This is a genomic window from Arthrobacter sp. RCC_34, from assembly GCF_041360795.1.
Lineage (GTDB): Bacteria > Actinomycetota > Actinomycetes > Actinomycetales > Micrococcaceae > Arthrobacter_E.
This window is the reverse complement of the sequence record NZ_JBFUPW010000004.1, coordinates 223,792-242,572: the sequence shown is the minus strand read 5'-3', so window position 1 is coordinate 242,572 and position 18,781 is coordinate 223,792. Positions and strand designations below refer to the sequence as shown.

Sequence of the window (18,781 nt, the reverse complement as noted above, 5' to 3'; positions counted from 1 at the left end):
CGGAGGTCACCTCGGATGCCCTGCGTCGCCGTGGGAGGGTCGCGCGGCGTCGTCCGGCCGCCGGTCAGACCTCCGCGCCGCCCAGCAGCGGCGCCAGGGCGTCCCAGCGGGCGGTCTCCCGCGAATCGGAGCGGCTGAAGCGGCGGTCCACCGGTAGGCCCTCCAAAGTGCCCGTGACGTGCGCACGCTGCTCCCCGCCGAAGACCGGCCTGGCTTCGGAGGCGGCCGCCCCCTTGCGCGGCAGGGCGGGGAGGAGCAGCCGTTCGCCGTGGCGCACGACGGCGTCGTACGCGGCGTGCGGGTCCGGCACCGTCGACGCGGGGCCGGGGCCCTCCGGCCCGCCGACCAGCCGGAAGGTCACCTCGGGCGCCCCGGGGGCGGGTGTGAGAGTCACGGTCAGGTCCATGGAGGTCATCGCGTCTCCTGAGGGGTGGGTGGGACGGTGCGGTCGAGGAGCTCCAGGAAGCGGGCACGGAGCTCCTGCGTCTCCTCGGCGAAGCCTCGCTGCCGGGCGACGTACTCGGCCTTGCCCTCGGGAGTCTCGATGCGAAGGGGGTCATAACCCCAGGCGGCGAGGTCGTAGGGGGAGGCCTGCATGTCCATGGCGCGGATCCGGTACGAGAGTTCGAAGCAGTCTATGAGGAACTCGCCCGGCAGCAGAGGCGTGAGTTTGTACGCCCACTTGTAGACGTCCATATTGGCGTGCAGGCAGCCGGGCTGTTCCAGATCGCGCTGGGTCTCGCGGGTGGGCTGGAGCTCGTTCAGCGGGGTGGCGTCCGGCGTGTAGAAGCGGAAGGCGTCGAAATGGCTGCAGCGAATACGGTGGCCTTCGACCACCTGGTCCGTCGCCTCGCCGCCGAGCCGGAGCCCGAGGTACTCGTGGCGCAGCTCGAACTTCTCCTGCCGGTACACCATGGCCCATTCGTGGAGGCCGAAACAGCCGAACTGCGCCGGTCGGGCCAGCGTGCCGCCGAGGATGATGCGGGCGAAGTCGACGGCCTCGCGCCGGTCCGCCAGGAAACCCTCGACGTCCACGGTGACCGCCACTGCGTCGGGCGCGAGGCCGAGGGCGTCGAGTTCCTCCGTGGTCAGCGCCCGGTAGTGCTTCCAGCTCTGGCGCTCGCGGGCGTGCGGGCCGAGCAGAACGGTCCCGGCGCCGGGATGCCAGCGGCGCAGCTGCCCGGGCTTGTGGGTGTAGTACGTGAAAAGGAAGTCCTCCACGGGGTGCTTGCGGCCGGTGTGCCGCCGTTCCAGGAAGGGAACCGCGTACCGGTCAACGCGGGCGGCATGAGCCTCGGCGCGGGGGAGCCACTCGTCCTCGGTCAGGACGCGGATGGTGGCGGGGGCTGCGGTGGACACGCCTCCATTATCCCGCGTCGCCGCGCGGGGTGCAGGCGGCGCCGCCCCCCGAACGTCTCAGACGTTCGCCCCTGCTTCGCCGAGCAGCGGTCCGAGGGCGGTCCACTGGCTGATCTTGCAGCCGTCCGACCTGCTCAAGGAGAGGTCCACCGTCTTGCCACGGACGGTGCCCTTGACGGTGGCGGTGGCGGGGCCTCCGTACTGCTCGGTGCACGCCTGGGCCGTGTTCTTCGCTGAGGGGAACAGATACGCCGGGTGGGCTTCGACGAGGGCGCACGCTTCGTCGGCGATCGGGACCGTGGAATCGGGCTTCGCCGTCTTGCCCGAGCACAGCAGCCGTGTCTCCGTCGGTTTCGCGCCGGGCTTCGCGACGACGGAGATGGTCAGGTCGGCCGTGACGGAGGCGTCGGGGGCCGGACGGTCGTTCGTGGCCGGGGGAGTCGTGGGCAGCTGACTCTGGGACGGACTCGAGGAGGCGCTCGTGGAGCCGGTGGCGCCCGGCGTCGTCGGGTCCGGGGACGGGCTGCCGGACGGCGTGCAGGCCGCCAGGGCGAGAGCGGCGGCGACGGCGGACAGGCCCAGCAGCGCGGTTCGCAGGCCTGAAGGATTCCTGGATGAGAGGTGCTGGGCCATGGCGTCTCCTTGCTCCGGACCGATGATCCCAGTGTAGGCACGCCGAGCCCGGCGGGTCAGTCCTCCGCGGTGGCCGCTTCGATGAGGTTGTGCATGGCCTTGTTCAGGACCATGACCTCCTCACGGGTGAGCTTGAGCCGGCGCATCATGGCGGGCGGCACGGCGCGGGCCTTCTCCTTGAGGGCCAGGCCTTCCGCGGTCAGTTCGACGTCGAGCGCGCGGGCGTCCTGGGCGTTCGGCGTGCGCCGGACGTAGCCCATGTCCTCCAGCCGCCGCAGCAAGGGCGAGATGGTGGCCGGCTCGTGCAGGAGCTGGGCGCTGACCTCTTTGACACTCAGCGGATTGTGGTCCCAGAGGGCCAGCATCACGAGGTACTGCGGGTGGGTCAGGCCGAGGGGTTCCAGCACCGGTCGGTAGGCCTGGACGACGGTCCGAGAAGCGACCGTGAGTGCGAAACACAGCTGGTTCTCGAGTGAGAGGTCTGTATCTGCATTCGAATCCACGGGTTCATCCTATCGTCCGGGTTGTCAAGACCCTGTCGAGAGGGCCAAGGAGCGAGATTAGTTAGTGTACTAAATAATTTGCTATGCTGAAGGAGTCGAGGATGCCCTGAACCGAGGGAGAGAGATGAGCGACCAGACCTTCACCCAGCGCTTCATGCGGGCCACCGGAAAATTCCGGGCGGTCTTCGGGCCGGCGAACCGCAGCGCGCTGGACCACGAGATGACCGAGGAGAACAAGGTCCTCCTGGCCCAGCGTCAGGCCGAGACCCTCCAGTGGGAGACGATGACCCGGCCGGACGGCAGCACCTACGTGGTCTCCAGGAACCCGGACGACCACTCCCTCCGCTGAGCATCCGCGGCCCGGGGATTTCCCGATCACCGGCTCTTTTCCCGCGTCGCGGACTTAAAATCGTCCTAAGCGCTCCAGGTGGAGAGGCCGCCCGGCGCGAGCAGGGAGGTGGCCGGCATGACCACGATGACCGAGAAGTTCATGCACCTGACGGAGAACGCCGCGAAGCTGTTCGGCCCGGCGGCCCGAGGGGATGCGGCAGCGCCGGTGGTCCACCGGCATGACGATTTCGAGAAGGCTTCGGAAGAGGATCTCAGCCATTTCGAGATCGAGACGGATTCGCAGGGCCATCATTACGCGACGCGCAAGCCCGGCCCGCAGGAGCCCCACCGCTGAGGCGAGGCGGCAGGCACTTAACGCAGACGACGACGGCGGTTCCCCGCCGTCGTCGTCTGCGTGGTGAAGCCGGTGCCTCCGCCGTCAGCGGCCGGTGCCGCCGTACACGGTGGCGGTGGCGTCGCCGTCCAGTTCGAACGCCTTGTGGATCGCGCGCACAGCGTCATCCAGCAGGTCAGCGCGGGTGACCACGGAGATGCGGATCTCCGAGGTGGAGATCATGTCGATGTTGATCCCGGCGTCGGAGAGGGCCTTGAAGAACGTGGCCGAGACGCCCGGGTGGGAGCGCATGCCGGCGCCGATGAGCGACAGCTTGCCGATCTCCGCGTTGTAGTCGATGCTCTCGAAACCGATCTCCGGCTGGGCCGCGCGGAGTGCCTCGAGCGCGTCGGCGCCCTCGACGATCGGCAGGGTGAAGGAGATGTCCGTGTGGCCGGTGCCCTTGGTGGACACGTTCTGCACGATCATGTCGATGTTCGAGTGCGCCTTGGCGATGACCTGGAAGATCGCGGCGGCCTTGCCGGGGATGTCCGGCACGCCCACCACGGTGACCTTGGCTTCGGAACGGTCGTGTGCGACGCCGGAGATGATTGGCTGCTCCAAGGCAACTCCCTCTTTGATGGTGATCTTGTCATCGGGGCTGGGCAGGACCCAGGTGCCCTCGTGCTGGCTGAAGGATGAGCGGACGTGCAGCGGCACGCCGAAGCGCCGGGCGTACTCGACGCAGCGCAGGTGCAGGATCTTCGCGCCGGATGCGGCGAGCTCCAGCATCTCCTCGCTCGAGATCGTGGCGATCTTCTGGGCGGAGCCGACCACGCGCGGGTCGGCCGTGAAGACGCCGTCCACGTCCGTGTAGATCTCGCAGACGTCGGCGTCGAGCGCAGCGGCGAGTGCGACAGCCGTGGTGTCCGAGCCGCCGCGGCCGAGCGTCGTGACCTCCTTCGTGTCCTGGCTCATGCCCTGGAACCCGGCGACGATCGCGATGTGGCCCTTGTCCAGGGCGGTGCGGACCCGGTGCGGGTCGACGTCGATGATGCGGGCCTTGCCGTGGATGGCGTCCGTGAGCATGCCCGCCTGCGAGCCCGTGAAGGACTGCGCCACCGCGCCCTGCTTGTTGATGGCCATGGAGAGCAGGGCCATGGAGATGCGCTCGCCGGCCGAGAGGAGCATGTCCATCTCACGGGCCGGGGCGCCGTCCGTGACCTGCGCGGCGAGGTCCAGCAGCTCATCGGTGGTGTCGCCCATCGCGGAGACCACCACGACGACGTCGTTGCCCGCGTTCCGGGCGGCCGCCACACGGGCGGCCACGCGCTTGATGCCGTCGGCGTCAGCGACGGAGGAACCACCGAACTTCTGGACGATGAGCTGCTTGGTGGTTCCGGTGGCGGGCGTGACGGCCCCGGGCTCGGTGGTCAGTTCCGCTGCGGGCAGCTCACTGGTGGGCAGACTCATGCATGGACCCTTACTGGTCGGGCGCCGGGCGGCGCCAGGTTCTGGGGGTGGCGGACCTCTGCGTCCGTGACGTGCGGCCGGAGCAAGGCACAGGCCGCGTGCAGCCATTTTATCGCCGTCGTCTCGCAGTGCGGAAAATGTGACTCACATGCTGGACCGGGATCAGACCGGCTCCGGGCGGTCGAGGCGGAAGCGGATGGACGGCAGTCCCTTCCCGCTCTGGTCCTGCTCCGCGGTGAACCAGCGGTCGGGGGTGAAGCCGAGGCTCTTCAGGAGCGACTGGGACGCGAGGTTGGGTTCGAAGACCCCGGCGAACGCGGTCCTGATGTCCCGCTGGGTGAAGAGCCAGTCGACGAGCGCCAGCGCGGCTTCGCGGCCGTAACCCCGACGGTGGAAGGCCGGATCCAGCACGTAGCCGAGAGCCGCCTGGCCGGGTTCGAGGTGTTCGGGTTCCGGCGGATTCCGGGTGGTCCAGGTGCTCGCTTCGCCAATCACCTGGCCGGAGCCGCGCAGCTGGATGGCCCACGCGTGCCGGAAGACCGTCGGGGTGGAGGCGGCTGCTCGTGCCTGATCGGAGGCGATCCGCTCGCGCACCTGCGTGGGGTCCAGCGCCTCATGGGAGAGGTACCGCGTGGTCTCCTCGCTGCCGCGGATCCTCTCCAGGGCCGGGGCGTCGGATGACTCGGTGGGGCGGAGCACCAGCCGGTCCGTGGTGATGGGGGCGATCGGTGGTGTGGGCTGAACGCCCAGGCGGGACCCGGAGATGACCATGAGGCCAATCTAGTACGGACGTCGGCCGGCGATGCGTCGCGAGGCTCGGCCGGGGGCGGTGGCGGGTTCAGTGCAGGGGCCCCGTGCGGTGGACTCAGACCGCGAGGCGTCCGGCGAAGGCCCGGCCGAGGGTGGCCTCGTCCGCGTATTCCAGATCGCCGCCGACCGGCAGGCCGGAAGCCAGGCGGCTGACGTTGACCCCGATGGGCTTCAGGGTGCGGATGAGGTACGTCGCCGTGGCTTCGCCTTCCACATTGGGGTCGGTGGCGATGATGATCTCCTGGACCGTGTCATCGGAGAGCCGGGTGAGCAGTTCCCGCACGCGCAGCTTCTCCGGCCCGATGCCGTCGATCGGGCTGATCGCGCCGCCGAGCACGTGGTACCGGCCCCGGAAACTCCGGGTCCGCTCCACGGCCATGACGTCCTTGGACTCCTCCACGACGCAGATGATGCTGGCGTCCCGGCGGGGGTCGCGGCAGATGCTGCACGTGTCCTGCTCGGAGACGTTGCCGCAGATCGTGCAGAACTTCACCCTCGTCTTCACCGCGGTGATCGCCTCGGACAGCTTGCGCATGTCCTCCGCGTCCGCCTCGAGGATGTGGAAGGCAAGCCGCTGCGCGGACTTGGGGCCGATCCCCGGCAGGCGTCCGAGCTCGTCGATCAGCTCTTGAACAGCGCCCTCGTACACGGCGTCCTCTTTTCCTGCGGTTCAGCTCTTGCTACGGGTCGGTTCTTGGTGCGGGCCGGTTGTCATGACGGCCTGTGCTTGCTGCGGCCGATGTGGGCGACAGCTCGGAAACCACGGTCAGCGGCGGATGATGGGGGTGCCGTCCAGGGTGGTCTCCTCGATGAGGGTCCCGTCCAGCAGACGTTCCACGGCCGCCCGACCGAACGTGCTTGATTCTTCGATGGTCTCATCATCGGCGCTGATCTCGTCCACGGCGTAGCCCGCCACGCTGCCGTCCGCGTTCTGGACCTGCGTGGGGGCGGCCCGGCGGGCTTCCTCACGGGCCCGCTGCGCCTGGGGGCTGTTGGAGAGCCGCTGGTAGAGACTCTGGCTGCCGTCGCGCGAATCGTGGTCAGGTCCGGGGCCGGAGGCTCCGGGCGCGGGTACTTCCATGGACCCCGGCATAGGCCGCGGCGCCGGTGCGACGGCTGGCCTTGGAGCGTCCGTCCTCTCAGGGGTGTTCGCCGGTTCGGCGGGCAGTCCCCAGGGGTCACCGGCAGGAGCCGCAGCGGCTGCCGGCATCGGGCCGGATCCGGACAGGTCCTCGTCGGCAAGATCCTCGTCCTCGAACTCGGGGTCCTGGAAGCCTTGCCCGGGGATGGCCGTGGATGCGGCGGAACCGCCGTTCCCGGTGCTCACATTGCTCTCGGTCCCGACTGTCCAGCGGCCGGGGGAGACCTCACGGGCCCGAGACCAGGGGTCGTCCTGGAGTGCGGCGGATGAGCCGGCCGATCCTGCCGGGTCTGTCGCGGGTTCCACCGGCTCGGGTTCGACCGCCGCAGGCGCGGACGAGGCCGTGGGCCGGGTCGTGGAGCGCGCCGCCTGGCGTGCCGACGCTGCCGGAACCGACGGTGCGCCGGGAGCCGATGGCCACCCCCGATCGGAGGGGCCGTCGTCGTACGGCGGTTCATCATCCAGCGGCGGCTCGTCCTCGTCGCGAGGCTGATCCAGCGGGTGGAAATCCCCCGAGGGAACCTCCCGCTGAGGCGCTGTCCTGCCGGGGCCGCTAGCCGGGGGGATGCTCTCCTGGCTAGCCGGTGCTTTTGGGCTGTCGCCCCAGCCCGGAGGTTCCTCCGCGGAGGCGGGGGCGGCTGCGGGTGATGGCGCCGCCGGTTCTTCCGGGGCACTCGGCGGGGCCGTCTGGAACGACGGCGGGGGCGCCGCCGCGTCTCCGGCGACTGCTTCGACACGGCAGTCGAGGCCCAGGACGTCCTTCACCGCTGTCTGAAGGTGCGTCTTGTGGTCGCCGCGGCCGAAGGCCCCGGCGAGCCCGTTCGTGGAGAACGACAGGATCACGGCGTCCCCGTCCAGGCGCGCCACGGTGGCGTTGGGGGCCACGAGCGCCCAGGTGCTGCGCTTGATCTTGCCCAGCCGGTCCAGGATCTGCGGCCACGCCCGGCGCAGTGCCTCGACGTCGCCCGCACTCTGGGCCGCGGGCTGCTGCTGAGTGGCCGGGGGAGGTGTCTGAGCGGACGCGGCAGGCATCCCGGCCGACGACGGCGCGGCCGCCTCGCGCGGGCGGGGCGCCGGTTCCGTGATGGGTGGCGCAGCCGGGGCGGGCTCGGGCACGGCCTCGGCGGGCCGTTCGCGGGCCGGCGGTGTGGACGCCTCCCGCACCGGGAGGTCCGGGGCATTCGTGGTCTCCGCGCCACGCGCCGGCTCGACCACAGGGGCGGTGGCAGGGGCGGTGACGGTCCGCGGGGAGGAGGCCCCGGCGTCGTCGTTCCGGGCAGCCGCAGGCACATTCACCGGGGCGGGCGCGGCAGGCTGCGCGGCCGGAGTCGGTGCCTGGGCGGGGGCTTGCGCTTGGGCCGGAGCCCCGCCCAGGGCGAGGCGGCGTTCCAGGGCATCCAGTCGGGCGGCAGCGCCGCGCTCGGTGCTGTCCGACGCCGGGAGCATCAGGCGGGCGCAGAGCAGTTCGAGGTGCAGGCGCGGCGAGGTGGCGCCGGTCATCTCGGAGAGCGCGGCGTTCGTGACGTCCGCCGACCGCGACAGCTCGGCGGGACCGAGCGTGAGGGCTTGCTGGCGCATCCGGGCGATCTGGTCCTGGGGCATCCCGCGCAGGATGGTGGCGGCGCTGTCCGGCATGGCCTGCACGATGATCAGATCCCGGAACCGCTCCAGGAGATCCTCGACGAAACGGCGCGGATCGTGGCCGGTCTGGAGAACCCGGTCCACGGCGCGGAACACCGTGGCGGAGTCATGGGCGGCGACAGCGTCCACCACGTCATCCAGGAGCGAGGCGTGGGTGTAGCCCAGGAGGGAGACGGCCAGCTCGTAGTCGAGACCCTGCGGGCCGGCACCGGCCATGAGCTGGTCCAGCACGGAAAGAGAGTCACGCACGGACCCGCCGCCCGCGCGGATCACGAGCGAGAGCACGCCCGGGGCCACCGGGACGTTCTCCTGCTCGCAGAGCTGCTCCAGGTACGCCAGCAGCGGCTCCGGAGGGACCAGGCGGAAGGGATAGTGGTGGGTCCGCGAGCGGATGGTGCCGATCACCTTGTCCGGCTCCGTGGTGGCGAAGATGAACTTGATGTGCTCCGGCGGCTCCTCCACGATCTTCAGCAGGGCGTTGAAGCCTGCCGACGTGACCATGTGGGCCTCATCGATGATGAAGATCTTGTAGCGGTCGCGGGCCGGGGCGAAGGTGGCGCGTTCGCGCAGATCACGTGCGTCGTCGACGCCACCGTGGCTGGCCGCGTCGATCTCGATGACGTCCAGCGAACCGGCTCCGCCACGGGCGAGTTCCACACAGCTGGGGCAGACGCCGCACGGGGTGTCGGTGGGGCCCTGCTCGCAGTTCAGGCAACGCGCCAGGATGCGGGCCGAGGTGGTCTTGCCGCAGCCGCGGGGGCCGGAGAACAGGTAGGCGTGATTGACACGGTTCTTCTTCAGAGCCGTCATCAGGGGGACCGTGACATGCTCCTGACCGATCACGTCCGCGAAGGTGTCGGGGCGGTATCTGCGGTAGAGAGCGCTGGCTTGGGTCACAGGGAAACCCTATCAATCGAGGCTGACAGGAGAAGCCGTCGTTCCGCAGCTCCGGACGGGCCGGGCCGTTAACGTAGAAGACTCCTCGCGCACCCGCCAGAGCCCACTTACCCTTGCTACCTTCCGGTCCTGGGGGAGTTCGGCAGGATGACGCCACGCGAGGAGTCGCACACCAGCTTAGCGGCAGGGAGCCGGACGGGGAAATCGAGCTGGCGCGAGGCGGCGGGCGGCCCTTGATTTGGCGCTCCCGCCAGAGGTCCGCTAAGCTGATACCTGCCCTTAGGGCAATGGAGAATTCGCCTAGCGGCCTATGGCGCACGCCTGGAACGCGTGTTGGGTTAACGCCCTCGGGGGTTCAAATCCCCCATTCTCCGCCAAGACGGCCCCGGAAACTCAAGGTTTCCGGGGCCGTTTTTCTGTTGTGCTGACTTTTTCCTTGTTGTGGCTGACGCGTCGTGAAACAATGACTAACTAACCACCAACTAAGGACTAAGACGATGGCATGGATCAGAGAACGCCGACGCAAGGACGGCGGCATCACCTACGTTGTCACCTGGCGGGAGCCCGGAGAGCGGACCGAATCGACGCTCAGCATCAAGGACGACAAGGCCCGAGCGGAACTGAACGTCCGCCTCCTCGACGCGAACGGCCAGTCCTTCCAGGCCGCCAAATCAATGCTCGCCAAGACCAGCACGGCAGGACCCACAGTGCAGGAGAACCTACGCCGCCATGTGGAGCTGCTGACCAGTGCCGGCCCCGACCAACTCAAGAGGTATGGACGCGCCATCGACAGGTACTTCGGCGGCCGGATAGGCAAGATCCCCGTGGCATCCGCCGACCACGAGGACGTCGTCCTTTGGGTCAAGTTCATGCAGTCAGCGACCTACAAAGGGAAGCCCCTGTCAGCCAAGACCATCGCGAACCACCACGGCCTTCTGTCAGCGTCGATGGAGACAGCCGTTCGGCTAAGACTCCGCGCAGACAATCCGTGCAAGGGGATTAAGCTGCCGAAGGATCAGTCGACGGCTGAGAAGATGCGGGTGATGACGGCGGCCGAGTCTCTGTCCGTTGTCATGGCGCATCGTGAACGCTATCGGGTGTTCGTTGCGTGCCTTCGCGCTACTGGGGCGCGGTTCGGTGAGGTGACGGCGCTGTTCCCGGACGACTTTGACCTCGATGCCCCGACCCCAACGGTCAGGATCGAGCGGGCTTGGAAGCGTGACGCGAACGACCGGTTCTATCTCGGCCCGCCAAAGACCAGGAAGTCGCGCCGATCTGTGAGTCTGCCGCCATCATTCGTCAAAGACGTTCGGGCTCTCATCGAATCGACACCTCCAGGGGCGCACGTGTTCAGGACGTCTTACGATGGGCCGATCCGGCACTCGACGTTCTGGCAGTTCTGGGATGAGGCGCTCGACTCGCTCCACTATCCGAAGGCTGAACGGCCACGCATCCACGACATGCGGCACACGCACGCGTCATTGATGCTGGCGGGCGGGATGAACATTTACGAACTGTCGCGCCGCCTGGGTCACGAGTCCATCCAAACCACCATCGACCGGTACAGCCACCTCATCCCAGACGCGCACTTCCGGGCAGCGGAGATCGCACAGCAGGCCCTCGAAAGTTAGTGCGCGGAATTGTGTCGACACCCCCACCACGGCCTGTCGTCAATAGAGCCTCCGGGGCCGTAAGGTAGGGCTCTATGACGGCTGGTATGGGAACACCAGCTGACATCACTCGCAATCTGAAGGACCATGATGCAACAACCACATACCCAGCCGCCGCGTGCTCACGGTGCGGCGGCAAACCAGGCCAACGCGGTCGGGCGAAAGTCCTTCCTGATTACGTGGGTGCTGTCCCTGATGCTGGGCAGCTTCGGAGCTGACAGGTTCTATCTCGGCAAGATAGGAACTGGCTTCATCAAGCTCGTAACCCTGGGCGGGTTCGGGGTATGGACCCTGATTGACCTTTTCCTTGTCCTGGCGAACGAGCAAACCGACAAGCAGGGCATGAAGCTAGAAGGTTATGCGCGCCACAAGATCGTTGCGATCGTCATCTCCGTGGTTGTTGTCCTTGCCGGTGTGGTCGGTGGGGCTGTGAATGGGTTTGGCGGTGGGGCAAAGACTCCTGGTGTGCCTGACAGGCCTGCCTTTTCTCTTCAGGAACAGCATGTGAGCAGCCTGGCACCTATGGCGGAGGTTGCCTAAGCTTGCCCTTCACCCTGTGGTGCAGTTAGCGCACCAAGCAGTGGCTATGATTCCATCATCACTCACATCCGAATTGGGGTTCCATGAAGAAGTTCCTTGCGCCTGTTGGTGCTTTGGCTATTGCCGCACTTGTCGCTTCCTGCTCATCCGGTGGAAGTGGTAACGCCTCCACGAGCGCCCCGGTTGCTGCAGGACCTGCGTCTTCCTCGTCGGCATCCACGCCCACTCTGTCGACTACCCCGAAGCCTGTCCTGAAGACGGCAACCGAGATCGCAACTGCGCTCAAGATGAAGGTTCCTCAGATCACCAAGGTCACGACCTTGACCGAAGAGAATGATGTGAACAACATGATTGGACGCCCTGGTCAGTATTCGTCTGCAGCTTGGATCACGGACAGCCGTGGTAAGGCTGGCGAGACTGGCGTTGATGGGGGTGCGGTCGTCGAGACTTTCGAAACGGCGGAGGACCGCGATGCCCGTGCAAAGTACATCAAGGATGTGACCAAGGGGATCGGGATGCTTGCTGAGTACGACTACACCACTGGAACATCACTCGTTCGCGTGTCCGGGAAGCTGACTCCTTCTCAGGTAAAGGCCTACAAGGATGCTGCGGCTAGCCTGTAGTGTCTGAAGCCTGGTTTGCCGCCCCATCCTTGTCTGAGGATGGGGCGGTTTTCGTTTGGCTACTTGCCAGGTGGCTATAGCGATGCTATAGTTATTTCATCGGAACAAGAAAGGAGGAACCGATAGAGATAGTGACCGCAGCAATCGCAGCCGGAGCGCTCATCGTCCAGATCATCAGACTCCTGATCGACTGGCCCCGCAAGGGAAACGGGAAGCACCGAAAGCGATAGAACGAAGGGAACCGGGCTAAGGTAAGTAGCCCGGTTCCCGGGTCACCAATTCTACGGGGATGAGATGAACATTCTGAAGAGCAAGGCCGTGCAGGCTTCGGCCGCTGCTGGTGTGGTGATCGCGATCTGCGCGAGTGTCGGGGCGGCGAAGCTGCCCGTGGTGTTCGCGGTGATCGGTGCCGTGTGGCTGGTTGCATCGGCGGTTGCGGTCGTGAACGCTGCGAGGTCGGCGCGATGAACCTGGACAAGGTCGCGGCGACGTTCGCGGATCGTGAGGCGGCACGGGCGGACCTACAGAAGGCCGAAGAGGCGTTCTCTGTAGCTGTCCGTGAGGCCATGACCGGTGGTGCTACGGCTCCGCAGATTGCGAAGCTGACCGGACTCACCCCGCCGAGGATCTACCAGATCCGCGACGGCCGTCGATGAAACACGAAAAGCGCCCCCACCCTTCACGGGTGGGGGCGCTTTTTCATGCGGTGGCGGTGATGTCAGCCCAAGTGTTGGCTGAGGTGGGATGGAAACCGAACCCAACGCGAGTTCCCTGGGGAACAACACCAACCATCGTGTAGGTCCCAACAAGAACGTCTCCTGCGGCTCCCGCCCACACTGTAATGGTGTCCCCGGACACTTTGGCCTTGAGGAGGTCGCCGCTGGCCTGGTTGACTGTGGAGTCCACAACGGACGTTGTCACCCCGCCGGCCAACCCAGTGATTCGGTACTTGTTGGTGGCCCCCTGCGTCAAATACAGGGCAACCCAGTTGGACGGGTCCACGTACTTGAGCAGGAAGATCGACACTCGGGAACTGGCCTGGTTCCCAACGCGAGTCGTCACCGTGTAGTTTGGCGAGCCTGTATCAACCGTCCAGTAGGACCAAGCGCCAGAAGCAGAGTCGTGTCCGATATTTCCGGATATGACCTTCGCCTGGATGAGGACCCCAGCGTTGAGAGGCTGGCCAAGCCATGCCTGGCCCGCTGGAGTGGAACCAACCGGGCCATCCGCGCGTTCGAAGTCATCGGTCACAAGGACCGTCCCAGGCGGCGGTTCAACGACAACGGTTGGGGCCTTACCGGCTTTCGCTCTGACCCACTCCGCGTACATTGCAGCTCCAAGCTTGCGCTGACCAGCCGCAGAGTAGTGGACGTTGTCGCCGTTCTGTTCGGTCGGGCTGAGAGCGAACCCGATCCTTGGGAGCTTTGTTGCGACCCTTGTGTGTGCCCAGTTGATCTGCGCCGTCGTGCCCGTTGTGAAGTAGGCCCGAAGCATCTGACCCATGACGAACGGGACAGTGGAACCGTACTTGGCGCGTAGCCCGTTGATGAGGGCTTCGAGGTCCGTCTGGTAGGCGTCAGCGGTGACGTTGTTGAACCCGTCCTGCTCGCCTTGGACCCAGAAGATTCCGTCAACTCTAACGGTCGCGCCGGGCCACTGGTTTTGTGCTGCCGCGATTGCTGCGTCTGTCTGCGAAATCGCGAGGGATGTTAGGTTCCCTGTGACTCCCCAGCGCCAGGCGAGTGCTGCGTTGGACGAGAGCGGGGTTCCACCGTGCGCGGTCGGGACAAGGACAATGTAGTCATCCTGCGGAATGTCGGCGATCATGTTCCGTGCGATCTGCAGGCCCGGGCCGAAGCCTGTCGATGGATCGTGGTGATCCAGCGGCTCGGATGCGACTCGGAGCGTCTGGACCTTGGACCCGAACTGGTAGATGTTGGAGTTCGGCGGGTCCGTCAGCGCGGCGTTCAGGACGACGCCGCGGCCGACCGCGTTCGACTGGCCGGCGATGACCACCACGTGGATGGTGCGGCCCACGTACCGCTCGCGCAGCGCCGCGTCCGTCTGAGTCCCGGCGCTGCGCACCTGCGCCGCGGTGGCCGTGTCGTTGGCAACGGCGTTCACCCCAGGAAGGCCAGGAACGCCCTGGTCTCCCTTTGCGCCCTTCACGATCCCGGCATCCAGGGTATCGCCGGATCGTTTCGTGAACCGAATCATCCCAGAGATCGGATCAGTTGCGGCAGAAACGATAGCTTCCTGCTGAGCAGCAGCGGCAGAATCCGCAGCATCGTTTGCCTGACCAATGATGGCCTGGATCGATGAGGCACTGATCGTGAGACCGTTCGCTGAGACAAGCTTGATGTTTGCACTCGTGGTCCGGAAATCGGGGAGGAACGCATCAGGAGAGGACGTCAGCGGGTTAGGCAGAGCGAGCCCGTTCAGGTCCTGTAGCGCCAGGGGAGTCGTGTTGTTCGCGTCGAGCGAGTCGTACACGGTGACGGCGCTGTTCGCCGCCCTGCTGAAGGTGTAGGGGTCCGCGACAAGGATCCCGGAGAAGACGTTGTCAGTCATGCGGGGTCTCCTTGGGTTCGGCTCCGAGGCCGATCTTGGTGAGGAACTCGTTGACGAGTGGGAGTGCCATGACGCGGGTGATTGCTCCGGCGATTCCGAGGACGGCGGCGGCGAGGCCTGTTGCTGCTGCCGGGTCGTGGAGGGTGGCTGCCTGGTAGATCAGCGGTGCACCTGCGATGAGTGGGAGCCCGACGGCGAGGGCAGTTCGGGCGACTGCCCGCCACGGGTAGCGGGTCTGGGTTGCTGCGCGGTGGTCAGCCATTGTTGATCCTCTTTCCCAGCTCGGCGGCCACCTGTGCCGCGATCTCCTTGGGGATGGAAGCTGCGAGTGCCTTGGGGTCGATGGTCGCTTTCACTCCGGCCAGTGCGGGCGGCAGGATCTCGCGCTGGATTCGTCCCTCTGAGGATCCGATGATGGTCTCGGGCCACTCGCCTCGGCCAAGGCGTCGGTTCTGTACAAGCTTCGCGCCGGGGCGACCGAACCAGACGGCTTCGTACATGTCTTTCAGGAACGCGTCCTTGTCGGCCTGGGGCCAGTCGCGGTACGGCATGTCATCCTCCTTGGGGATGATGGGGCGGACTGCGCCGCCAGAGTTGGTGATTCCTGCGATGCCCCACGGTTCGGTGCTGTCGTAGACGTCGGCGGGGAAGTTGGCTGGGTCGCCCCAGTAGAGGTCCACGGTGGAGACGTGGATGTGATCGGAGTGAGGTGACTCGCCCGTGTAGGGCTGCCATTCCCAGTCGGAGAATGCCCCTGCGATTCGGGGGTCTGGCGAGCCCGGAGACATGTCGTGGATGAGGTAGGAGAACCGGCCGGTGGCGCGCCCGATGGCACGTAGCTGCTCTGCAAGCTCGCGCCCCTGCGCTTCGGGGAGGTTCCCGTTGCCATCGGTGAAGATGTCGATGGCGTGAACGATCCCGTTGGCGTCGGCGTTGTGGCCCGTGAAGTTGGTCGGCGACTTGTACCCGGTCACGAACTCGCTCGCTCGGGCCGGGGTGTAGTCGTACCGCTCGTAGACCTCATCGCGCAGAGTCGTGAGGGATCTGTTTGGGCGCTGGTAGGCGACGGCCATGTTCGGCATGACTGCTCCTCAGATATGAGTTGAGCCCGTCACGGGGACGGGCTCGGGGTGGATGCTGTGCACGTGTAGGTCGTGGACCCGGGCGGTTGCGGAGTGCACGTGTAGGTTGTCCCGTCCTGAGTGAGCGTGATCGACGATGGCGCTTGACCTGCTGGGCCTTGCGGCCCGAGGTCGCCCTTCGGACCCTGAGCGCCTGTATCACCCTTCGGGCCTTGGCTGCCGTCGGCTCCCTTCTCCCCGGGGAGGCCCTGCGGGCCTTGCGCGCCCGCATCTCCCTTGGCCCCCTGTGCACCTGCTGTTCCTGGAATGCCTGGGGGGCCTCCCGCGCCAGTGGTTCCTGGTTTTCCGTCCGGGCCCGGAGGACCGTTTTTGCCGTCTTGCCCGTCGCGGCCGTCCCTGCCATCGATACCGTTGCGTACTGTTGGCTGCGGCCCCGGGTCGGCGGCCACGTCAGCAGCTTTGGCGCAGACGTTCCTTCCGGCTGGGGACTTCGCGAAGTCGTCCCCCTGGCAGGCGGCGGCGAACTCCTCCGCCAGTGACTTCTTCGAAGCCTCCTGGGTTGCGGCGTAACGCTCCGATGTGGCGGCCAGCCTTTTGTTCTCGTCGGCGAGTTGGACCGCGACTGTGGCGAGGATCGCGCACACCATGGCAGCGAGTACGAAGCCGGTGTTACGCCACCTCATCACACGGTTCCTGCGGCGCAACTCCTTTTCCTGCCGGGCAAGGTCCTGTTCGAACTCAAACTCACTGCTCATCAGGGTCCTCCGGCCACTCTCCGGGATCAGGCTTGATATCGTTTTCGATCAGTTGCTCGCGCCACTTGTCCCCGGCGCGGCGCATCCTGTGGATTTTGCGTAGGAGGCTCTGGACTTCGGCTTTGAGTTCGCTGACGCGCTCGCGCAGTGTGGCAATCACTTGTCCCTCCCCAGCTTCACGCTTCTTGTCGGCTCGGTTGACGAAGAACGCCACCGCCCCGCCGCCAGCGGTGAGGGCTCCCACGAGGGCTGTGACGAGGCCGCTGATGCCTTCTGGTTCCACACGCGCCTACCCCCTGCTCTGATCGTTTGGGACATCGAAGGGCTCGCTCATGCGGTCACCTCGTGTAGCTGAATGACAGGGTTGCTTCGTGTCCAACGCGGATATCAGTGCCCGCGTTCTCGCCACGGAGTGATAGTGCCCCGGACCCCACAGAGACGATGGCAGCGCACTCCACTGTTGATCCGGCACCAGTGAAACGGACGTTAAGGATTCTCGCTCGCGCGCCGGTCTTTCGGACATCCTCGGGTAGGAGCGCCCCAAGTTCTGTTGCTGGATCGTAGGGGATAGTCGCGTTGCTGTATCCGCGGATGATCTGGACATCCACGTCGACCCGCTCAGCGGGCCCTTCATAGGCGACGGTTACCGAGCCTGTTACGGTCCAGAAGGTTCGACCAGCACTAACAACAGTCATGGCAATCGGGAACTCTTTGCCACTTGGGGACCATGCAGGAACATCGTTCTGCCCAAGCACCCTCTGCCATGTGGTGTTGCTGATGCTCACCTTGGTTGCGATGTCGTCAAGAAATGTAAGGGCAAGTTCGTCCTTCGCGATGATCCCGCCAGGACCAGCCCATGTGCGAAGGTCGATGATCTGCGTGGGTTGAGTTTGCCCAGCAGTCCACTGGACCAGGGCGAGAGGCTGGTCATCACTCACGCCGGGAGTGGCGTTGCGGGGTGGGATCTGCTTAGTCGAACTGCCAGTGACGCGGCCTGCTGCTGTTGCCCCGTTCGGGGGAGTCCAATCACGGCGCATGGTGACCATGTCCCAACGAGTTCCTGAACTGATCGAGTCACACTGGACTGTTTGGATTTCCGTGGCCGAGTCGAGGACGCCATGACCCCACCCAGTTCCTCCAGCAACATTTACTGCTTGCGCTGTCGATGGATGCGGGGTTACTTTCCAGTCGCCCGGGCCAACGACACCGTACCGGCCTCGGCCAACACGGGGAGCAAGAGAAGCCCATTGGACCTCATCTACTGTTCCGTCATAGCCAACTGAGATGATGGGGGCCATTTATCGGCTCCTCTCTAGGTTGTTTCCTGCGCGGATGGCTTTTTTCAAGGCCTTTGCTACGGCGGTGTCTGCGGACATGAACTCGCCGGCCTGTGGCTCAGCAACAAGGCCGTCTTCGCGGGTGAAGCTGATGTCGGCTTGCCTGAGAATGTCGGTGACGGCGAGTCCTGGCCCGATCTCTGCGGTTACCCGGTCTCCGACTCTGACCGTGTCCCCGTACCGGAAGTTCTTTGTTTCAGAGAGCCCTAGTTTCAGCCCGGTTTTCTGCGCTGTTTCGGTGAAGGTCTCCACTGCGCGGGTGCTGTATACGTCTTCGACATCGTCGGAGTCGCTGGCATCACGGAACACTTCAATGCGTTCGTTCCACAAGGCCTGCCGCCCATCGGTCGCCGAGAAGTGCTTGAAGACCCTTCCGACTCCCTCGCCGGATCCTCCGACAATCACGTCAGTTGCTTCCGGCGCAGCCCTTTGCCACTCCCATGACGCGAGCACTCCGGATGCTTCGGTGAGTGTGTGTGGGTAGGTGCTTGGTTGGTAGCAGTCCACCACGAACCCCGGACCGACCCGCCTGACCGTGACGCCTAGGCCTGCAGCGTCGATGGCCGGGATGAGACGCTCTTCGATGGTGTGAAACCGCATCGTCGCCGTGATGGTTGTCCCACGTCCGAGGCTTGGCGAGCACGTGATTGGTAGGCCGAGGCGGTTAGCGTTCGCCGTGACGATGGTCTTCAGGACGGTCTCGGCAGGTCCAGTAACGATGTGGTACTCGTTGGTCTGGTTGTCAAGGTTCGCTGTTGGGACCGGCCACCCGGTGAACGTTGAAAGCATCCTGTAGTCGTCTACCAAGGTGAACTCGATTGTTCCGTTACTGGCCGGTCCCTTCCCGGTCGCCTCCCTCAGTGGCCCACCCATGAAGTGCTTCCCGTGGAGAGTGATCTCCAACCTGGTCCCTTCTTCCATGAGGAGGCCGAGCTTCTTAGACCGGTTCGAGACCAAAATTTTCGCCGTCGGTTGAGCGCAGTGGGCGGGGCTCGCGCGAAGCTCGAGAGCGTCGCCGAGAACCCCAGCCCACCGAAAGTCCTTGCTGACGATGTCGATATGGAAGGGGCTTTCTGACATAC

21 protein-coding genes, 1 tRNA gene and 1 other RNA gene are annotated in these 18,781 nt (G+C 65.8%); 8 read left to right on the top strand and 15 right to left on the bottom strand.

Annotation, left to right across the window (positions count from 1 at the left end):
- Positions 1 to 64: 64 nt before the first annotated feature.
- Genes AB6732_RS15595 through AB6732_RS15580 form a run of 4 tightly spaced genes read right to left on the bottom strand, consistent with a single transcriptional unit; the run spans position 65 to position 2,495 of the window.
- Positions 65 to 415: a serine protease inhibitor gene (locus tag AB6732_RS15595; protein ID WP_370960808.1), complete on the bottom strand. Its 351-nt coding sequence runs from the start codon at positions 413 to 415 to the stop codon at positions 65 to 67.
- Positions 412 to 1,359, bottom strand: a complete 948-nt coding sequence (locus AB6732_RS15590; RefSeq protein ID WP_370960807.1) for a 3-methyladenine DNA glycosylase — start codon at positions 1,357 to 1,359, stop codon at positions 412 to 414. The genes AB6732_RS15595 and AB6732_RS15590 overlap by 4 nt, the downstream gene beginning before the upstream one ends.
- 57 nt (positions 1,360 to 1,416) lie before the next feature.
- The gene (locus AB6732_RS15585; protein WP_370960806.1) at positions 1,417 to 1,992 is read right to left on the bottom strand and encodes a serine protease inhibitor; all 576 of its coding nucleotides are present in this window, start codon (positions 1,990 to 1,992) and stop codon (positions 1,417 to 1,419) included.
- 56 nt (positions 1,993 to 2,048) lie between these two features.
- Complete coding sequence (locus AB6732_RS15580; protein WP_370960805.1) at positions 2,049 to 2,495, bottom strand: MarR family winged helix-turn-helix transcriptional regulator; 447 nt, start codon at positions 2,493 to 2,495, stop codon at positions 2,049 to 2,051.
- Between the two features lie 124 nt (positions 2,496 to 2,619).
- Between AB6732_RS15580 and AB6732_RS15575 the strand changes: the two genes are divergently transcribed.
- Together AB6732_RS15575 and AB6732_RS15570 are read left to right on the top strand one after the other, a co-directional pair.
- The gene (locus AB6732_RS15575; protein ID WP_066214742.1) at positions 2,620 to 2,844 is read left to right on the top strand and encodes a hypothetical protein; all 225 of its coding nucleotides are present in this window, start codon (positions 2,620 to 2,622) and stop codon (positions 2,842 to 2,844) included.
- Positions 2,845 to 2,961: 117 nt separating this feature from the next.
- Positions 2,962 to 3,180, top strand: a complete 219-nt coding sequence (locus AB6732_RS15570) for a hypothetical protein (RefSeq protein WP_278268096.1) — start codon at positions 2,962 to 2,964, stop codon at positions 3,178 to 3,180.
- 84 nt (positions 3,181 to 3,264) lie between these two features.
- Here the strand turns inward: AB6732_RS15570 and AB6732_RS15565 are convergent, their stop codons facing one another.
- The 5 genes from AB6732_RS15565 to ffs all read right to left on the bottom strand — a co-directional run bounded on the left by AB6732_RS15565 (position 3,265) and on the right by ffs (position 9,291).
- On the bottom strand, positions 3,265 to 4,632 hold the full coding sequence (locus AB6732_RS15565) for an aspartate kinase (protein ID WP_370960804.1): 1,368 nt from the start codon (positions 4,630 to 4,632) through the stop codon (positions 3,265 to 3,267).
- A gap of 162 nt (positions 4,633 to 4,794) precedes the next feature.
- Positions 4,795 to 5,403: a GNAT family N-acetyltransferase gene (locus AB6732_RS15560; protein ID WP_370960803.1), complete on the bottom strand. Its 609-nt coding sequence runs from the start codon at positions 5,401 to 5,403 to the stop codon at positions 4,795 to 4,797.
- Positions 5,404 to 5,497: 94 nt separating this feature from the next.
- On the bottom strand, positions 5,498 to 6,091 hold the full coding sequence (recR, locus tag AB6732_RS15555; RefSeq protein WP_066214750.1) for a recombination mediator RecR: 594 nt from the start codon (positions 6,089 to 6,091) through the stop codon (positions 5,498 to 5,500).
- Between the two features lie 117 nt (positions 6,092 to 6,208).
- Positions 6,209 to 9,121, bottom strand: coding sequence for a DNA polymerase III subunit gamma and tau (locus AB6732_RS15550; protein WP_370960802.1), 2,913 nt, complete (start codon positions 9,119 to 9,121; stop codon positions 6,209 to 6,211).
- A gap of 73 nt (positions 9,122 to 9,194) precedes the next feature.
- Positions 9,195 to 9,291: signal recognition particle sRNA small type (gene ffs / locus AB6732_RS15545), an RNA gene on the bottom strand.
- A gap of 119 nt (positions 9,292 to 9,410) precedes the next feature.
- Between ffs and AB6732_RS15540 the strand changes: the two genes are divergently transcribed.
- The 6 genes from AB6732_RS15540 (at position 9,411) to AB6732_RS15515 (ending at position 12,610) form a co-directional block, all read left to right on the top strand.
- Positions 9,411 to 9,498: transfer RNA gene (locus AB6732_RS15540), tRNA-Ser, on the top strand.
- Between the two features lie 120 nt (positions 9,499 to 9,618).
- Positions 9,619 to 10,752 carry a tyrosine-type recombinase/integrase gene (locus AB6732_RS15535; protein ID WP_370960801.1) on the top strand — a complete coding sequence of 378 codons (1,134 nt, stop codon included), beginning with the start codon at positions 9,619 to 9,621 and terminating at the stop codon, positions 10,750 to 10,752.
- Positions 10,753 to 10,878: 126 nt separating this feature from the next.
- Positions 10,879 to 11,331 (top strand): TM2 domain-containing protein, encoded by a 453-nt coding sequence (locus tag AB6732_RS15530; protein WP_370960800.1) that lies wholly within the window; start codon positions 10,879 to 10,881, stop codon positions 11,329 to 11,331.
- Between the two features lie 83 nt (positions 11,332 to 11,414).
- Positions 11,415 to 11,954, top strand: coding sequence for a hypothetical protein (locus AB6732_RS15525; protein WP_370960799.1), 540 nt, complete (start codon positions 11,415 to 11,417; stop codon positions 11,952 to 11,954).
- A 294-nt stretch (positions 11,955 to 12,248) separates the two neighbouring features.
- A complete protein-coding gene (locus AB6732_RS15520; protein ID WP_370960798.1) occupies positions 12,249 to 12,422 on the top strand; it encodes a hypothetical protein in 174 nt (57 codons plus the stop codon).
- Positions 12,419 to 12,610 (top strand): hypothetical protein, encoded by a 192-nt coding sequence (locus AB6732_RS15515; RefSeq protein WP_370960797.1) that lies wholly within the window; start codon positions 12,419 to 12,421, stop codon positions 12,608 to 12,610. The genes AB6732_RS15520 and AB6732_RS15515 overlap by 4 nt, the downstream gene beginning before the upstream one ends.
- Before the next feature lie 43 nt (positions 12,611 to 12,653).
- Here the strand turns inward: AB6732_RS15515 and AB6732_RS15510 are convergent, their stop codons facing one another.
- The 6 genes from AB6732_RS15510 to AB6732_RS15485 form a co-directional block, all read right to left on the bottom strand.
- Positions 12,654 to 14,525 carry a sialate O-acetylesterase gene (locus tag AB6732_RS15510; protein ID WP_370960796.1) on the bottom strand — a complete coding sequence of 624 codons (1,872 nt, stop codon included), beginning with the start codon at positions 14,523 to 14,525 and terminating at the stop codon, positions 12,654 to 12,656.
- Entirely contained in the window at positions 14,518 to 14,787 is a 270-nt protein-coding gene (locus AB6732_RS15505; RefSeq protein WP_370960795.1) for a hypothetical protein, read from the bottom strand. Before AB6732_RS15505 ends, AB6732_RS15510 begins: the two co-directional genes overlap by 8 nt.
- Complete coding sequence (locus tag AB6732_RS15500) at positions 14,780 to 15,607, bottom strand: hypothetical protein (protein ID WP_370960794.1); 828 nt, start codon at positions 15,605 to 15,607, stop codon at positions 14,780 to 14,782. The genes AB6732_RS15505 and AB6732_RS15500 overlap by 8 nt, the downstream gene beginning before the upstream one ends.
- 744 nt (positions 15,608 to 16,351) lie before the next feature.
- Positions 16,352 to 16,645, bottom strand: a complete 294-nt coding sequence (locus AB6732_RS15495; protein WP_370960793.1) for a hypothetical protein — start codon at positions 16,643 to 16,645, stop codon at positions 16,352 to 16,354.
- Between the two features lie 55 nt (positions 16,646 to 16,700).
- Positions 16,701 to 17,300 carry a hypothetical protein gene (locus AB6732_RS15490; protein ID WP_370960792.1) on the bottom strand — a complete coding sequence of 200 codons (600 nt, stop codon included), beginning with the start codon at positions 17,298 to 17,300 and terminating at the stop codon, positions 16,701 to 16,703.
- A gap of 360 nt (positions 17,301 to 17,660) precedes the next feature.
- On the bottom strand, positions 17,661 to 18,779 hold the full coding sequence (locus tag AB6732_RS15485; RefSeq protein ID WP_370960791.1) for a hypothetical protein: 1,119 nt from the start codon (positions 18,777 to 18,779) through the stop codon (positions 17,661 to 17,663).
- Positions 18,780 to 18,781: the final 2 nt, after the last annotated feature.

Bases quoted from the DNA above. Each gene is read 5' to 3' on its own strand.
- AB6732_RS15485 (WP_370960791.1), bottom strand. From the start codon at position 18,779: ATGTCAGAAAGCCCCTTCCATATCGACATCGTCAGCAAGGACTTTCGG.
- AB6732_RS15520 (WP_370960798.1), top strand. From the start codon at position 12,249: ATGAACATTCTGAAGAGCAAGGCCGTGCAGGCTTCGGCCGCTGCTGGT.
- AB6732_RS15575 (WP_066214742.1), top strand. From the start codon at position 2,620: ATGAGCGACCAGACCTTCACCCAGCGCTTCATGCGGGCCACCGGAAAA.
- AB6732_RS15585 (WP_370960806.1), bottom strand. From the start codon at position 1,992: ATGGCCCAGCACCTCTCATCCAGGAATCCTTCAGGCCTGCGAACCGCG.
- AB6732_RS15570 (WP_278268096.1), top strand. From the start codon at position 2,962: ATGACCACGATGACCGAGAAGTTCATGCACCTGACGGAGAACGCCGCG.
- AB6732_RS15500 (WP_370960794.1), bottom strand. From the start codon at position 15,607: ATGCCGAACATGGCCGTCGCCTACCAGCGCCCAAACAGATCCCTCACG.
- AB6732_RS15560 (WP_370960803.1), bottom strand. From the start codon at position 5,403: ATGGTCATCTCCGGGTCCCGCCTGGGCGTTCAGCCCACACCACCGATC.
- AB6732_RS15565 (WP_370960804.1), bottom strand. From the start codon at position 4,632: ATGAGTCTGCCCACCAGTGAGCTGCCCGCAGCGGAACTGACCACCGAG.
- AB6732_RS15510 (WP_370960796.1), bottom strand. From the start codon at position 14,525: ATGACTGACAACGTCTTCTCCGGGATCCTTGTCGCGGACCCCTACACC.
- AB6732_RS15530 (WP_370960800.1), top strand. From the start codon at position 10,879: ATGATGCAACAACCACATACCCAGCCGCCGCGTGCTCACGGTGCGGCG.
- AB6732_RS15515 (WP_370960797.1), top strand. From the start codon at position 12,419: ATGAACCTGGACAAGGTCGCGGCGACGTTCGCGGATCGTGAGGCGGCA.
- AB6732_RS15505 (WP_370960795.1), bottom strand. From the start codon at position 14,787: ATGGCTGACCACCGCGCAGCAACCCAGACCCGCTACCCGTGGCGGGCA.
- AB6732_RS15525 (WP_370960799.1), top strand. From the start codon at position 11,415: ATGAAGAAGTTCCTTGCGCCTGTTGGTGCTTTGGCTATTGCCGCACTT.
- AB6732_RS15595 (WP_370960808.1), bottom strand. From the start codon at position 415: ATGACCTCCATGGACCTGACCGTGACTCTCACACCCGCCCCCGGGGCG.
- AB6732_RS15535 (WP_370960801.1), top strand. From the start codon at position 9,619: ATGGCATGGATCAGAGAACGCCGACGCAAGGACGGCGGCATCACCTAC.